A 15,768-nucleotide genomic window follows, 5' to 3' on the forward strand; every position below is an offset into this window, starting at 1 on the left:
CATAACTGATTTTCCCTTCTAGATCGACCTTTCATTGTTCTTCTCTCATAGCTAAAAAAGCTTTATTTCATATATTCGGATGGTATTTTCGACCATAAACTTAAAACTAATAGTATCTATCACGTTTTTAGACTTCAAAAAAAAGATTTTACTCATTTGAATAAACAATCAATCATCAATACAATAACGTACATCTCATGACATAAGGTCCTTTTTATTACCTCCTGTCAATCACCTCCCAGAAACGATTATATTTTACCAAAAATTGTGATATCGTTTTTTATTGAAACAGGCGAAAGGATGTTAAAGAGGTGACATTTCCATGAAAATCATTTCAGCTGAACAGGTGGGGAACCGTTTAAATGATTGGCGAATTGCCATTCGTAAGCATGATGTGCACAATGCAAAGACAATCTACACAGAATTAAAGGAATTACTTCAAGAGATGGAAGAGAATCAGGAGGTCTTGACCTACTATTCATTGCTAGAAGGCAAGTTTAAGCTCATGTTATATGAACGAAGAGGTAAAAAACTGAATGAACCGACAGTGCTAGAATACCCTTCTAAAACAAACGACTTAATTGAATATTATTTTTACCTATATAAAGCCCTTTACGCTTCATATAACAGAGACTATGCATCAGCCATCGGACTGTTTAAAATTGCTGAGAAAAAACTACAAAACATTCCTGATGAAATAGAAGTAGCAGAATTCCATACGAAGGTCGCAAACCTATATATGATGCTTCGCCAAAGCCTGATTTCACTTCATTATATTCAGAATGCTATCGATATTTTCAAAGGTCATTATGGCTATGAAAGAAGACTGGCAGCAGCTTTTGTGATCGCAGCCACCAACTTCATGGATATTGGCGATTTCAAAAGAGCTGAGAATTACTACACAAAAGCATTACACATCTCAAATCAATTAAACGATCATTTTTTAGCATCACAGCTTTATCACAATATCAGTATTCTATATGCCGAAGTTGGAGAATCAAAAAAATGTATTGATGCCCTAGAAAAGGCTCTTAGTGATGATGACTACCTTTCATCTTGTTATTTCGAACACTCCATGTTTATGTTACTAAAAGAACTACTCTCCATTGATGAAAAGTCGCAAGCTCTCTATTATTTTGAATTGGTCAAACAAAAACAAGAAATAGACAGAAACCCCATCTATACAGCAAAAATGAATTTTCTCTATCACCTATATTTCACTGAAGACATATCCAAAAAAGCTCAAACCTGTTTCGATGACATCAGTATTCTGAAAGAATTAAAGGATGTTGAAGGTGCCCGTGAATTAAGTGCACTAGCTGCCAAACACTTTGAAGAGCTAGGTTCAATTCACCAAGCATACCTCTTTTTGAAGGATGCCTATCAATTAGAACACACTACACTTAATTGGAGGAATTATGATGAAAAAAGTGAGTTTACTCATTTTCGCTTTAGCCATCGTTGTTTTCGGACAAACGGTGTCTTACAATTCGTTAAATGATACAAATCTTGGCCCAACAGAACGACCTATCGGAACATAAACCGATACAATACAAATAACCACTTGCCTCGTTACAAGGCAAGTGGTCCACATTTATTTTAGTTCTTGATAAGAAATGAGGCGGTGAATATGTACCGCCAGATACGTAAGTTCGTCATTAGGAATAACAATACTATGCACCTGTTTAATATAATCTTTGATTTTGAAAGCTACATCCATCGCTTGAGGATACAAGTGTGCAATTTGTTCAAACAACTCATTTTCTTGATCTGATAATAATTTATTTGCGTAAAATCTTTCAACAAAGAATTTCACATGTGTAATAAATCGGCTGTAATGAATATTCTCTTGATCCATTTTCATATTCAACGTATAGCGGACAAGATTCACAATACTTCCGATCATCTTGGCATACTTCATGCCATCTTTGGAATCGGACTCTTCACCTAACGCATTAATTAAATGGAAGGCGATATTGGCCGCTTCTTCCTTTGGTAATTGTATGCCCAATGTATTGTTGACTAACTCAAGCGCATAATTACCTACTTCAAATTCTTCGGTATAGTAGTTTTTGATTTCCCAGTATACTCGATTTGTAATATTAATATTCTTCTTGTGCCGTTCTACTGCAAAATTCAAGTGGTCCATCAAGGTAAAATAGACACCAGAATTCAGACTTGAGTTTAAGCGTTTTTCAGCATATTGAACAATATGCTGAGTTAAATCGATAAACTCTTGCGGCATTGAATCTAACAGTTGGAGAAATTCCTTCGCTCTCATGTTATCGACAGACATAAACACTTGATCTGCCTTCTTTTCTTCAATCATTTGACCTGGTTTTTGTCCATAACCAATCCCCCGGCCGAATAGAACCATCTCCTGTTGGTTCTGATCTTCAGCCAGAACCACACTCGAGTTTAAAACTTTTTTGATTTTAAACATCGTTATCACCTGTTTTCATGATTGTGGTTTTTCAATCAAGCGATTCACCATTTGTGTCAATGACCTTTTTGTACCAATAAAATGAGTCTTTACGAGAACGTTTTAATGTACCGTTTCCATCGTCATCTTGATCTACATGAATGAACCCGTATCGTTTTGACATCTGTGATGTACCTGCACTTATAATATCAATTGAGCCCCAGCTCGTATATCCGAAGAGGTCAACGCCTTCTTCCACCGCTTCTCTCATTTGGCGGAAATGCTCTTTGAAATAGTTAATACGATAATCATCGTGAATTGATCCATCACTTTCAACAACATCTTTTGCACCCATGCCGTTTTCTACAATGATCAGTGGTTTTTGATAACGATCATATAATTCTATTAAAGAAATTTTCAGACCAACCGGATCAATTTGCCATCCCCAATCAGTAGATGGAAGGTAAGGATTTTTGACCCCACGGATGGTATTTCCATCCGTTTTTTCTAATCCTTCATCAGCTGATTCAGTTAAAGACATATAGTAGCTGAACGAGATAAAATCTACTGTATTTTCTTTTAAAATAGAAAGATCATCTGATTCCATTTGGATATGAATGTTTTTTCTCTCAAGCATGCGCTTGATAAGCGGCGGGTATTCACCAAATACCTGAACATCTGCATAGAAATAGTTTTCTAAGTTTTGTTTCAATGCCCGCTCCACATCATTCGGATGACAAGTGTGCGGATACGTTGTTAATTTTGTCAGCATACACCCTACTTGACTGCCTGGTATGATGCGATGACAATCTGCTGTTACGAGTGCAGAGGCAATGAATTGATGATGGAGTGCTTGATAAACCGTTTCTTCCTCTTTCCCTTCTGGGCAGCGATCAGGAATGATTCCTGCTGTAATAAAAGAGTGGCGGTGAATACTATCTATTTCATTAAAGGTAAGCCAATATTTCACATCATGTTTATAGCGTTCAAAACATACATTGGCGAACTTAACAAAGAGATCAACGACTTTTCTTTCAACCCAGCCATTATATTTCACGCTCAGTGCTAACGGCATTTCATAATGTGACAGTGTCACAATCGGTTCTATGTTGTGTTTTTTCATTTCTGCAAATAAACGATCGTAAAATTGGAGTCCTTTTTCATTTGGTTCTTTCTCTTCTCCAGTTGGGAAGATACGGCTCCATGCAATAGAAATGCGAAGAGTTTTAAAACCCATTTCAGCAAATAGAGCCAAATCCTCTTTATAGTGGTGATAGAAATCAACACCTCTGCGTTTTGGGTACTTTTTATCATCTGGGTCTTTCATCGCTCGATCTATATTTTCAGAAGTAACAGCTAGATGCCCTTCATAATCTTCTACACTCAAATTAGACCGGTACATCGCAATATCAGCAACAGATGGGCCCTTTCCATCTACATTCCAAGCGCCTTCTGCTTGGTTGGCGGCAATGGCGCCGCCCCATAAAAATCCTTTTGGAAAACCTTTTATTGTCGTCATATGTTTAGCCTCCTAATTGGGTGATAACCATCAATGTATCTTGGCGATTGACCTCTTGTAATGGCTGTACCTTAATATCATATTGATCTGTATTCGTGATGACAGCAAGCGTAACTGGATCGTATCCTGCTTCCATGATTTTTTCTACATCAAATTCAATGAGTAAATCCCCTGCTTGTACACGATCTCCTGCCTGCACTTTTGGATAAAAATACTGTCCTTCCAACTGTACAGTATCAATGCCAATGTGGAATAAAACTTCCACCCCTTTGTCCGTTTTCATACCAAGTGCATGGTTTGTTTCGAACAGCAAGGTGACCTCACCATCTACTGGTGCATATAACGCTCCTTCTGAAGGAACAATGGCAATTCCGTCTCCCATGACCTTTGAAGAGAAAATATCATCTTTTACTTCAGATAGAGAGATCATTTGACCAATCACAGGGCTTTTGAAAGTTTCCCCTGCTCCAATTTGTTCAGCAAATGCATCTTGATCATTTGTCTTTTCTTCTACTTTTTTATCCTTACCTAATACAAAAGCAGCGATAAAAGCAACAACGAAGGAAATGACAGCTCCAATGACAGCAAACATTAGATTTCGTGGAAGCTCATCTGATATAAACATCGACATACTTGCTAATCCAGGACCAACAAGTACAAAAGCTTGTATACCAACTAATCCAATGAAGATCCCGCCAACAAACGAACCAATCATGACACTTCCAAGTACGCGTTTATTTTGAAGTGTCACACCATACAAAGCAGGCTCTGTGATGCCAAAAAATGCTGAAATTCCTGCCGAAATGGCTGTTGATCTGAGTACCTTGTCTTTCGTGCGTAGTGCCACTGCGAAACATGCTCCACTTTCCGCAATATTATGCGCAAGTGATGCTGGTAAATAAAGTGCTTCTTTCCCGAGGTTCCCCATCGTTGTCACTGCATAAGGGACCATTGCTTTGTGCATGCCTGATGCAACCATAAACGGGAGTACCGCTGCTAATATTGCGACAGCTACCCAGCCTACTGTATTAAACATCGCAAGAATAACGGATGAAAATCCTTGTCCTGCTGTAAAACCAAGTGGTCCTAATAACAGTAACGTAACTGGTACAGTAATGACTAATGACATCATTGGGACAAAGAAAATCCGAATTGGTTTTGGTGAAAATCGTGTGAAGAATTTTTCCATTTGAGCGTAAAGCAATACAGAAAGGATTGCTGGAAACACTTGATACGCATAAGCTATATTTTTTACGTCGAATGACATTAATTGCGCACCTTCAGTAAGCATGGCTGTCATGTTCGGAAGAAGGAGTGCACCGACTGCTGATAATGCGACCAGTGGGTTTACCTTTAGTTTATTTGCCGTTGTGACAGCGACTAGTAATGGCAGGAAGTATAGTGGTGCGTCACCCACCATATTCAGTATTTGATAGGTTTCGCCTTTTGCATCCACCCAGCCTAATAAAGAGAAAAGGAGAAGAAATGATTTTAAAATTCCTCCACCTGCGATAGCCGGAACAAGCGGCTGGAAGACACCCACAATGAAATCTAATAGAACTGTGCCTGCTTTTCTTTTTTCTTTTGGCTGATTGGATGGCACGCCTTGCCCGGATGAGCTGCCGCCCATTAAATTTGTTACCTGTTGATACACTTCAATCACGTCATTCCCAATGACCACTTGGCATTGTCCTGACATTCTGACAGCTATGACACCTGGTGTTTTTTCTAATGCTGGTACATCTGCTTTTTTCTGATCAATTAGTGTGAAGCGAAGTCTTGTTGAGCAGTGTTCAAGGTGTGCAATGTTTTCTTTACCACCTACATGCTGTAAAACATCTTTGGCGACTTGTGTGTAATCCATTTTTTCTCCTCCTTTTCTCATACATGAGACCTATATTTTGGCAACAAAAAAAGGACCTAAAACGACAAATTAAAGAAATTCATCGTTTTTAGATCCTGCCTGCATGACCAGTCACATGTCTAATTTATTTATATTGGATTTGTTTTTAGTATATATTGATTATATGAAAGCGTCAACATTTATTTTTCTGAAATTTATTAAGGTCTATATACCCAAAATACTTTTCTTTATTTACTTAAAGCAACTCTTTTGTTCCTTCTATCATCAATCAACAAAATGTTTCTCCATAAAAAACCAGATAAGTTGATTCACTCATCTGGTTTAAGATGCCTATTTTCTCTTTTCTTCTGCTTTCTTTTTAAATGCTTTCGCTTGTTTTTCATATTCCTTTTTCGTGACAGCTTTTAACTCTACCGAATCGCCTGTCATGATATATGGTTTAGGGAGTTTTTTATATTCCTGACGCGTGAAAGCTCTTAACTCTATTGTACCGTTGGTCTTTTTAATTGGCAGTTTGATTGATTTTGCATCTCGATCAGTCGAACCTATAAGTACACCTTGTTCAATTATAGGATCATAGCTCATGTCTAAAAATCCTCCACCATCCGTAAAGCCTCCGACTTCTAATTTCATTTCTTTATATGGCTTACAACCATCTTCAGAAACAGTTGTTATTAGAAAAGAGCCGAGCCATCCATTCTCAATATGCATGCTTTCCACTTGTAAAAATAGTTGTTTGTCCTCTGCCGTATATAGAAAACCATATACCTTCGCTACTTTATCCCTGAAGTGTCTCATATTGTCATAAAATCTAGTTTCTGATGTATCAACTAGATGTTGATGTCGATCTTGAATTTTTTTGTGATACGAATCTAGCTTTTTTCGATTGGTTGCTTTATATATCCTGCTTTTCTTATCACCTTGTTTTTTTACAGATAGGTCTTTCCCAGACATTTGAACTTCGTATATGATTGTTTCTTTGCCTTGTTTGACTCGAAATTCATAACCGTTTTCCTTTGAACTCCCGGACACTACATATTGTTTTTTATATATTTTGGGGTCCCACCATATTTCTTCTATATACTTTTCATTCAAATGCCCCGTTACTTTGCCTTTATTCTCAGATATCTCAAACCAGCTCATTCTATCCTTCGTTTTATACGCAAATGCATAGGCATGATTTAATGAATTCTTTTGTGCGATTGCTTGATATGCTGTCCAGCCGCCTCCACCTAAGATGAGTACTGCCAGGATAGACACGACCCACATTTTCAGTTTACTCATACGTACCTCCACTCATATATGTTTTGAAAAACCTTCATGATCCCTATTTATTCTGATCGCCCTGAAATGCCATTCACAACATTCATCTGTTCCAACACGATCTACTTTTGCCATTCTTTCGCCTTCTTTTTGAATGCTTCTGTTTGTTCTTGATATTCCTCTTTCGTGACCGCTTTAAATTCTATTGTCCCGCCTGCCATTTTAAAAGGAAATTTAATGTATGTTGCGTCTCGGTCAGTTTCACCTAAAATAAAACCCTTTTCAATTGCAGGATAAGTACTCAAATCAAACATCATCCCATCTGAAACTCCACCAGCTGTATGTTTCGTTTCTTTATAAGGTTCACCACCATCTCCTGGGGCCTTTCTCATTAGAAAAGAACCTGCCCATTCAGACTGCATATACATTCGTTTTACTTTTAGAAATAGTTGGTACGAACCATCCTCTGCCGTATACAGATAACCATAAGCGCCTGTTACTTTCTTAATGAAGTTTCGTACATAATCATGAAATCTATTTTCCGTGTCATCCATCAGTTTCTCATATCGAGTATGAATGTCCTGTTGAACAGCACGTAGGTTTATTTGATCAACTGCTTTGTATGTGATGCTGTGCTTTTCACCTTGTTTTTTCACAGAAAGATCCTTTTCGGCAAGGTGAACTTCATATGTGACCGTTTCTTTCCCTTGCTTCACATAAAATTCGTAACCGTTTTCAATTGATTTCCCAGTTAATTGATATTTGTTGATAAATAGATTGGGGTCATAATGCCTTTTCGGATTTTCCTCTAAAATGGTTTCATTCAGATGACCTGTTACTTTTCCGTTTCTTTCCGTTACCTTGAACCAGTTCACACGATCATGAGTCTTATATGCAAAGGCGTAGGGATGATTCAAACCACTCTTTTTTGCGATTGCTTGATAGGCTATCCAACCGCCTCCACCAATCAGTAGTACCGCCAGAATAGTCATGATCCAGATTTTTGATTTACTCATATGTCCCCTCCAAACTATGATCGTTCACTCTATATGAAGGATTCATCTTATTGATTAACCAATCAGTGATCTCTTCACCTCCTTTCTAGCATTTATTTTTTTCTCATACCTCTTGTATCTGCAGTTATACATCGTTTATTATATATCTAAATGATATATCTTTTAGATAGGTGTGTTAATCAATGAAAAAATACAATGATACGACGTATGCGATTTTGGGGATTTTAACGACAGATTGTAAGTCTGGGTATGAAGTGAAGCAATTAATTGATAGGAGCTTGCATCACTTTTGGAAAATTAGTTATGGACAAATTTATCCAGCTTTAAAGTTAATAGTCGAGGAAGGGCTTGCGAAGGTTTCACCCGCTTCTACAACTGGGCGCTCAGACAAGCGGGAGTATCATCTGACTGAAAAAGGGCTGGACACGTTGAGGCAATGGCTGGCGCAGCCGCTCGATCAAGTACCATCAGAACGAAATGAAGTGTTATTAAAGTTATTCTTTGGTCAATATCTTTCGTTTGAGAAAAAATTGGTGCTTTTACAAGATTATGAGAGGCAGCTCCGTATCCGTTATGAGACATATGTTGCGATTGAACAAAACATTCAAGAGCTGTATCCAGATGAAGCTGATGCGAAGTATTGGCTATATACATTAGATTACGGAAAGAAAGTGGCGCAGGCTGGAATTGATTGGTGCGTGGAGACCTGTGAATCGATGAAGAAAGAAGGATGAACAAGTGAAAAAAAATATACGTGCTGGCAGGTATACAACAGACAATTCTGAACCGATTGTTGTGTTCATTATCGGAATGAGAATCAATAAACGCTGGGCTGTCCATCAATGGCTGCCAGTATTTAAGGCGATGCCGGGGATGATCAAAGAACTTTATACACATCAAGAAGAACTTGGTTTTCTCGGGACAGAAAATTACTTCGGTTTACGCACCACCACCATGATCCAATATTGGAAATCAACAGAGGATCTCCTTGCCTACGCCAAGATGGAGAAGCATTTGGCTGCTTGGAAAGGATTTAACCAAAGAGCACGAAATAATGACGCGGTCGGAATTTATCATGAAACGTATCAAATTCAAGCCGGCTCATATGAATCTATCTACGTGAACATGCCTTCATATGGATTGAGCCAAGCTAAAGCACCCATCCTAATTGGAAAAGGGAAAGGAAAAGAAACCGCAAAAGAACGCCTTTCTACAACAAATTCCTAGAGCTGATTCTCTAGGAATTTCTTTTTGCAACCATCACAAAATGTTTTAATATACGGGCAGTTAATCCCCAAATGGTGTAACGATCGTAATCATAAAACCACTCCTCAATCGAACGACTCCCCCAGCTGTATTTTTCACCATTCATGATTTTTTCATAAGGAAAGTCCTCTCCTGGTGTTGGCTGCACCGATACATGGTGTAAGTATGGTTCGTATTGGATGAGCCATGATAGAGGCACAGTAAAGGTCTCCTCTACTTCTTCTTGATTAAAGGAATGTTTGACCTGCTGTTCATCAATGATTCCGACAAATGGATATACCACAAAGGATGGAGAGGCAATATAAGGACTGAGCTGTCCTAACACCTTGACGGATTCGGGCGGAATCCCTAGTTCTTCATATGTTTCCCGCAGTGCGGCTTCTTGTGCGGTTTCGCCGCCGTCGAGTTTGCCTCCTGGGAAGCTAATATCGCCAGGCTGTTTTCTCATCGTCAGTGATCGCACTTCAAATAAAACATGCCATTCCCCGTTTACTTGCACCAAAGGGACAAGGACTGCCGCTTTGAACGCTGTCTCTTCTCCGATAAATAGCGGCTGTGATTGATGTAAGTCACTTTTTAATTGATCAATGAACATGGGCATCACCTATTTTCCGTTTCTCTTTTCTTTAGCGTATCATTGATTTCCTTTTGAATAAAGGCGATCTTTCTGACAATTATTTTTATCATTTTGACAACTATACTTGTCAAAATGAATATAATACTTTACAATCAAGATAACATTTTGATCAGAGTTGAGGTGACAGAATGAAAAATCGGCTAAAAGAGCTGCGGGCACGTGATGGTTTAAACCAAACGGAGCTTGCGAAACGGGCAAAGGTTTCCCGCCAGACGATCAGCTTAATGGAACGAGATGAATTAATGCCGTCTCTCTTACTTGCTATGAGGCTTTCACGTATTTTTCAAGAACCCATTGAACAAATTTTTCTATTCGAGGAGGATGAACTCACATGAAAACTGTATACAAAATGCTCTTAGGTGCTCTCCTTGGTTTTCTCGGTGCTTACTGTTTACTGGCAGCCGAATTTGAGCTGACACTTCTGCAAGCTGCATTTGAAGCGACTCTTGTCATCACTGGCTTGACAGTTCTATTCATCATTTATTGTTTTTCAGGCATTTCGCGCATGAAGAAAAGAGTCTCTCTTTCAGTATCTGGTGATGAGGAGGATGAACTCGAGGTAAAACAGTACCGAACCTTTACTGATGTAACGTTAGCTAATACGGTGAGTACCATTTTATCGATTATTGCAATTGGTATTTCCATCGTAACCGAGCAACCACTCTGGCTGATTCTCGCAAATGCTGCCTTATTTTTGATCACCGTCATTCTTTCTTATGCATCGATCTCTGTCCTAAAGCTCGTCTATCCTAATCGTCATCTACCTAGTCCATCCGATAAAGATTATGGCAAAAAACTGCTCGCCATTTCTGATGAAGGCGAAAAGCATGTGATGCTCGATGGGCTTTTTCACACTTTTCAAATGATGAATATTTTATTGACCGGTGCCATGTTTATTTTGATTGTCTATTCTCTTGGCGCCAATCACTCTCAGCTCTTCTCCATCATCGTCATTGGACTTGTTCTGATCATTCTTAATGCATACTATATGTTGAAGATTCGAAATCGTTAAATAAGCAAAAGCACAGCCCTTTAAAAAGGCTGTGCTTTTTTCGTTCATTATGCTGAACGTCGTTTCTGTCGTGCATAAATCAAAAATAGGAACCCAAACCATACGGGTGTCAATAACAGGGCTGGACGTGTAGCATCAGCGAAAAGCATGATGACAAGAATGGCAGCAAAGAGCACAAGAACCGCTATATTCACAAAAGGTGTAAATGGCGCTTTAAAGGTAGACGCCTTATGCAGTTCAGGACGTGTCTTCTTATATTTCAAATGACATATTAAAATAATACTCCATACCCAAATGAAACAAATGGCACTAATCGTAGTCACAATACCGAAGGCTTGTTCAGGAATTAGCTTGCTTAAAAGAGCCCCTACTGACACCACAATTGTCGACACAAACAGGGCATTACTTGGAACAGCATGTTTATTTAGACGGCCAAAGGATGCTGGTCCTTGTTTTTGATGACTGAGATTATACAAAATTCGGCTCGTTGAGAACATGCCGCTATTACAAGCAGAAGCCGCAGATGTCAGGACGACAAAGTTGATGAGCCCCGCCGCTACTGGTATCCCAATGAGCCCAAAGGTTTTCACAAAAGGACTTTCTGATGCACTGAGTTCTGTCCATGGGTTGATGCATAGTAATACAAAAATCGCACCTACATAGAAAAATAGAATTCTTAATGGAATTTTATTAATCGCAGACGGGATGTTTTTTTGCGGATTCGCTGTTTCTGCTGCTGACACACCGACAAGTTCCACGCCCACATACGCAAAAATCACCATCTGGAATGACAATAAGAAGCCTGTCACACCATTTGGAAAGAATCCTCCGTGTGACCACAGATTCGTTACCGTCACGGGCCCTGCATCTGTTTGGAAACCAATGATTAACAGGACAATTCCAACGCCAATCAACAGTAATATCGTAATCACTTTAATCAGTGCAAACCAAAATTCCATTTCTCCAAAAAGCTTCACCGTTAATAAATTAAATCCTAGCAAAATCAATAAACAAATAATAGCAGGAATCCACTGCGGAATATCAAACCAGTACTGCACATACACCCCGACCGCAATAACATCCGCCATCGCTGTCATAATCCAGCAAAACCAATACGTCCATCCTGTCACAAAGGAAGCCCATGGTCCAAGATAATCCTCTGCTATATCCGTTAAAGACTGATAGCCCGCCTTAGATAAGAGCAATTCTCCAAGTGCCCTCATGACAAAAAAGATGGCCATTCCGACAATTAAGTACGCAAAAATGATCGATGGTCCAGCCAATTGAATGGCCTTTCCAGACCCTAAAAACAGCCCAGTTCCAATCGTTCCGCCAATGGCAATTAATTGAACATGACGGTTTGATAAATCTCGCTTTAACTCTTGTTGTGCCAATTTCAACACCCTCCTACGACACGATCCTATACTGAAATAATGAACTCTCAAAAAGTCCATAAAAAAAGAGATTGGATGCGCTCCAATCTCACGGTCATAAAAGAATAGCAAAATAGAGAAAAGCAATACACAGTATGATCCATGCATCACAAATACAATATTTCGTACTCTTCTGTCCTTTTGCCTGAGATTGTGAACCCTTCGGCGCCGCACATACATGCGGTCTCTCCAGAAGCTGCTCCTGCCATAGTGTGACCCACAGCAATCATAGCCTTCGATATTTACTTTAAATGTTGCTATTTCTGAATAATTTTATATTTTACGCCTCTAAAAGAAAGCTGTCAATGGTAATCTTTTAAGATGTTGTTTCCTCCTTATCTGAAGCTGATATGACATCACTTCATCAACACCCCTTGATTAAGGTATAATGAAACAAAGAATGTTCGGCTCGTTTGGTGGAGACATCCACCTTGATGATGAACCATAGTTAGGCAATCCAATGAAGTTGGTGAAGACAAATGAAAAAAATGAACAAACAGCGTGTGACATTACAAGAAGTCGCTCGGCATGCCGGTGTATCGACTTCAACGGCCTCACTCGTTGTTCGCAACAACCCTAGGATCTCTGAAGCCACACGGAAAAAAGTGCTGCAATCCATGGAGGATTTGGGATACGTGTACGATCGCGTCGCTGCCAACATGCGGTCGAAAAGTTCAAATATTGTAGGTGTGATCGTCACGGATATTTCAAACACCTTCATTTCTGAATTTTTAATCGGTGTGCAAACCACCCTTGAGTCACTTGGCTATACCGTTTTACTTGGGACAACCTTTGATAGTGTAGATAAGCAGGAGCGTCTCATCTCCACAATGGTAGAGCACCGAGTGGGTGGAATCATCTTAAATCCAGCATCGAAAAGTTCGACACGAACGGTGAAACAATTAAACAACATTCGCACACCAAAAGTATTGGCAAACCGTGAATTAGCAGATGTCCATTGTGATTATGTCGGCGTTGATTATGAACAAGGCACTTGGATGGCGGTCCGTCATCTTCTTCAAAAAGGGCATCGCCGCATCGCCTTCTTAGGTGGAATCAAATCCTCCTCGACTTGGATTGAACGGATGAAAGGGTTCAAAAGAGCCCATGATGATGAGGACCTGACGATGGATGAATCTCTTATTATCGATATGGTGCCTACCCGTGAAGGCGGGAAAGAAGCCCTTGCCCAAGTGATTGACCTTCCCGAACCACCTACTGCTATTTTTTGCTTCAGTGATTTAGTGGCGTTTGGGGTCATTCAAGAATTGGCAGCGCGTGACATCAAGCCTGGTGAAGACATTGATGTAGTTGGGTTCGATAACATCCCTGAAGCGGAGATGTATCACCCGCCGCTCACCACAGTCTCATCATTTCCACGATCCATTGGAGTCAAAGCAGCCAACCTCTTATATCATAAAATGAACGAGCAGGATGAAGAACTGCAGCGATTGATATTAAAGCCTCAACTTCATATTCGAGAAACCTCGACATGATCATGAAAAGGAGAATTGCAAAGCGATTCTCCTTTCAGATTGTTGACAAAGGGCTAAAATGAACTTTATTTTAGCCCTTTGTCTTCTTTTCAGCGTGATAGAAAACCTTTGCAGTCTAGGAAGGACGAGCACTGGCACGGAGCGAATTTGACATTCGTGAGTACCAGCGCACAGGACTGACAAAGAATGCGAGGGTTTGTCTACACGCTGAAAGGAGAATTGCAAAGCGATTCTCCTTTTTTTATTGAGCAAGTCAACTATTTCTTTATTACATTTTTCTTTTTTTAAATCGCAAAGTCATAAACTTGACACATTTTATACACAGGAGTATATTTATCTCGTTGCTTCTTTTAGTATATCGTTATACCTTTTGTAAACATATCGTTATTTATGATATCAACTACAGTTAAAGATGGATCTTTTGATTCTGATCAAATCGAGGAAGTCCATCAACTTATGATAACTGTTATTATTTTTAATTATTTAGTAGAACGATGTACTTATTTGAAGAACAGATGAATATTCATTATTTTTTCATCAATCACACAAGGGGTGTTGTGATGGACTTAATATTATTTACGTTTAAGGAAATAACAAAGGGTAACAAGAATTTGGCCCGAACAGGGTTTCAAATATAGGAGTGGGAACATGAAAAATCCATACATTAAATCATCACTTGGCATGTACTTAAACTATTTCATGCTAGGCATGATCAATATTATTGTGGCATCAAACATGGAAAGCTTATCTGAACGCTACCATGTAGATATTCCAAAAATCAGCTTGCTTGTATCAGCAATCGGGATCGGTAAATTAATTGCTCTCTTTTTCTCTGGCCGGCTGGCAGACAGCTGGGGGCGAAAACCTGTCATTATTACAGGTAACTTTCTCTACTTATTATTCTTAATTGGAATTCCAATAACGACCAATTATACATTGGCTTTCATTTTTGCCATTTCCGCAGGGATTGCGAACTCATTACTTGATTCAGGAACATATCCTGCTTTGACAGAATCATTTCCTAAAAAAGCAAGTTCAGCTTCTGTATTAGTGAAGGCGTCTGTATCAATTGGTGCGACTGTTCTTCCATTTATCTTGGCATTCCTTATTGCACATGACATCTTCTGGGGCTGGGCATTCTTTGGTCTAGGACTTCTTTATTTACTTGTAGGCATTTACTTGATCTTTATGCCGTTCCCAAATCATAAGCAAACGGCTTCTCAAAACGATCTTCCCGTTCAAGAGCAAATGAAGGAAGAACCGAAAATGTTTGGTGAAGGTTTAGCTGTTGTACTTATGGGATTCACGTCTACTGCATTATTTGTCGTATGGCAAACTTGGCTTCCACAGCTCGGGTTGAAATTGATTGGGCTTGGCTCAGGACAAGCGACACAGCTTCTTTCTTATTTTAGTATTGGTGCACTCGTATCTGTTCTATTGCTTTCAATCGTATTAGATAAATTCATTTCACCGATTATGGTCGCCATTATTTACCCAATCGGGGCATTCCTTGCCATGCTTTCACTATTTCAAATCGAAACGTACGGCATTGTCATTGTTAGTACCTTTTTCTTAGGATTATTTACAGCCGGCATTTTCCAGTTGGCGATGAGTATTATGATGAAATTATTCCCTACAAACAAAGCAACGGCTTCATCATATGTCAACATTGCGGCAAGCTCAGCGTTTATCCTTGTTCCGCTGATTACAAGCGGACTCGTCAGCACGTACGATATTAAAATGACTTTATTTTTCGATATGATCATTGCGGTCATCAGCGTATTGTTAGCAGTCTTTGTTTTACGACGCATGAAAAAATTGTTTAGATAATTAAAGGAGA

The 15,768-nt window shown here is 39.2% G+C and carries 14 protein-coding genes and 1 riboswitch; of the genes, 7 read left to right on the plus strand and 7 right to left on the minus strand.

Going from position 1 to position 15,768, the window contains the following annotated elements:
• Nucleotides 1-322 precede the first annotated feature (322 nt).
• Entirely contained in the window at nucleotides 323-1,501 is a 1,179-nt protein-coding gene (locus NST73_RS18755; protein WP_342499280.1) for a tetratricopeptide repeat protein, read from the plus strand.
• Between the two features lie 93 nt (nucleotides 1,502-1,594).
• Here the strand turns inward: NST73_RS18755 and NST73_RS18760 are convergent, their stop codons facing one another.
• From NST73_RS18760 to NST73_RS18780, 5 genes are all read right to left on the minus strand, one after another.
• Nucleotides 1,595-2,443 carry a PRD domain-containing protein gene (locus NST73_RS18760; RefSeq protein ID WP_008347382.1) on the minus strand — a complete coding sequence of 283 codons (849 nt, stop codon included), beginning with the start codon at nucleotides 2,441-2,443 and terminating at the stop codon, nucleotides 1,595-1,597.
• Between the two features lie 31 nt (nucleotides 2,444-2,474).
• The gene (locus tag NST73_RS18765) at nucleotides 2,475-3,941 is read right to left on the minus strand and encodes a glycoside hydrolase family 1 protein (RefSeq protein WP_144679000.1); all 1,467 of its coding nucleotides are present in this window, start codon (nucleotides 3,939-3,941) and stop codon (nucleotides 2,475-2,477) included.
• Nucleotides 3,942-3,945: 4 nt separating this feature from the next.
• Complete coding sequence (locus NST73_RS18770; protein ID WP_342499281.1) at nucleotides 3,946-5,805, minus strand: beta-glucoside-specific PTS transporter subunit IIABC; 1,860 nt, start codon at nucleotides 5,803-5,805, stop codon at nucleotides 3,946-3,948.
• Nucleotides 5,806-6,135: 330 nt separating this feature from the next.
• A complete protein-coding gene (locus NST73_RS18775) occupies nucleotides 6,136-7,089 on the minus strand; it encodes a hypothetical protein (RefSeq protein WP_144678998.1) in 954 nt (317 codons plus the stop codon).
• Nucleotides 7,090-7,190: 101 nt separating this feature from the next.
• Nucleotides 7,191-8,084, minus strand: a complete 894-nt coding sequence (locus tag NST73_RS18780) for a hypothetical protein (RefSeq protein ID WP_046344838.1) — start codon at nucleotides 8,082-8,084, stop codon at nucleotides 7,191-7,193.
• Nucleotides 8,085-8,266: 182 nt separating this feature from the next.
• On the opposite strand from NST73_RS18780, the gene NST73_RS18785 reads away from it, so the two are divergent.
• Together NST73_RS18785 and NST73_RS18790 are read left to right on the plus strand one after the other, a co-directional pair.
• Nucleotides 8,267-8,818, plus strand: a complete 552-nt coding sequence (locus tag NST73_RS18785; protein WP_008347390.1) for a PadR family transcriptional regulator — start codon at nucleotides 8,267-8,269, stop codon at nucleotides 8,816-8,818.
• 4 nt (nucleotides 8,819-8,822) lie between these two features.
• Complete coding sequence (locus tag NST73_RS18790; protein WP_008347392.1) at nucleotides 8,823-9,311, plus strand: DUF4188 domain-containing protein; 489 nt, start codon at nucleotides 8,823-8,825, stop codon at nucleotides 9,309-9,311.
• Nucleotides 9,312-9,321: 10 nt separating this feature from the next.
• On the opposite strand, the gene NST73_RS18795 is transcribed toward NST73_RS18790, so the two are convergent.
• A complete protein-coding gene (locus NST73_RS18795; RefSeq protein ID WP_045033635.1) occupies nucleotides 9,322-9,945 on the minus strand; it encodes a CoA pyrophosphatase in 624 nt (207 codons plus the stop codon).
• A gap of 170 nt (nucleotides 9,946-10,115) precedes the next feature.
• On the opposite strand from NST73_RS18795, the gene NST73_RS18800 reads away from it, so the two are divergent.
• Both NST73_RS18800 and NST73_RS18805 read left to right on the plus strand, forming a co-directional pair.
• Nucleotides 10,116-10,322 carry a helix-turn-helix transcriptional regulator gene (locus tag NST73_RS18800; RefSeq protein ID WP_025208285.1) on the plus strand — a complete coding sequence of 69 codons (207 nt, stop codon included), beginning with the start codon at nucleotides 10,116-10,118 and terminating at the stop codon, nucleotides 10,320-10,322.
• Nucleotides 10,319-10,999, plus strand: a complete 681-nt coding sequence (locus NST73_RS18805) for a DUF3169 family protein (protein ID WP_144678997.1) — start codon at nucleotides 10,319-10,321, stop codon at nucleotides 10,997-10,999. Before NST73_RS18800 ends, NST73_RS18805 begins: the two co-directional genes overlap by 4 nt.
• A gap of 47 nt (nucleotides 11,000-11,046) precedes the next feature.
• Here NST73_RS18805 and NST73_RS18810 read toward each other — a convergent pair whose 3' ends face one another.
• A complete protein-coding gene (locus tag NST73_RS18810) occupies nucleotides 11,047-12,393 on the minus strand; it encodes an amino acid permease (protein ID WP_024720465.1) in 1,347 nt (448 codons plus the stop codon).
• A gap of 162 nt (nucleotides 12,394-12,555) precedes the next feature.
• Nucleotides 12,556-12,635, minus strand: a riboswitch (glycine riboswitch).
• 276 nt (nucleotides 12,636-12,911) lie between these two features.
• Between NST73_RS18810 and NST73_RS18815 the strand changes: the two genes are divergently transcribed.
• Nucleotides 12,912-13,928, plus strand: a complete 1,017-nt coding sequence (locus NST73_RS18815; protein WP_024720466.1) for a LacI family DNA-binding transcriptional regulator — start codon at nucleotides 12,912-12,914, stop codon at nucleotides 13,926-13,928.
• Nucleotides 13,929-14,576: 648 nt separating this feature from the next.
• Complete coding sequence (locus NST73_RS18820; RefSeq protein ID WP_024720467.1) at nucleotides 14,577-15,758, plus strand: MFS transporter; 1,182 nt, start codon at nucleotides 14,577-14,579, stop codon at nucleotides 15,756-15,758.
• Nucleotides 15,759-15,768 lie beyond the last annotated feature (10 nt).

The sequence above is a fragment of the Bacillus sp. FSL W7-1034 genome (genome assembly GCF_038593365.1).
GTDB lineage: Bacteria > Bacillota > Bacilli > Bacillales > Bacillaceae > Bacillus > Bacillus altitudinis.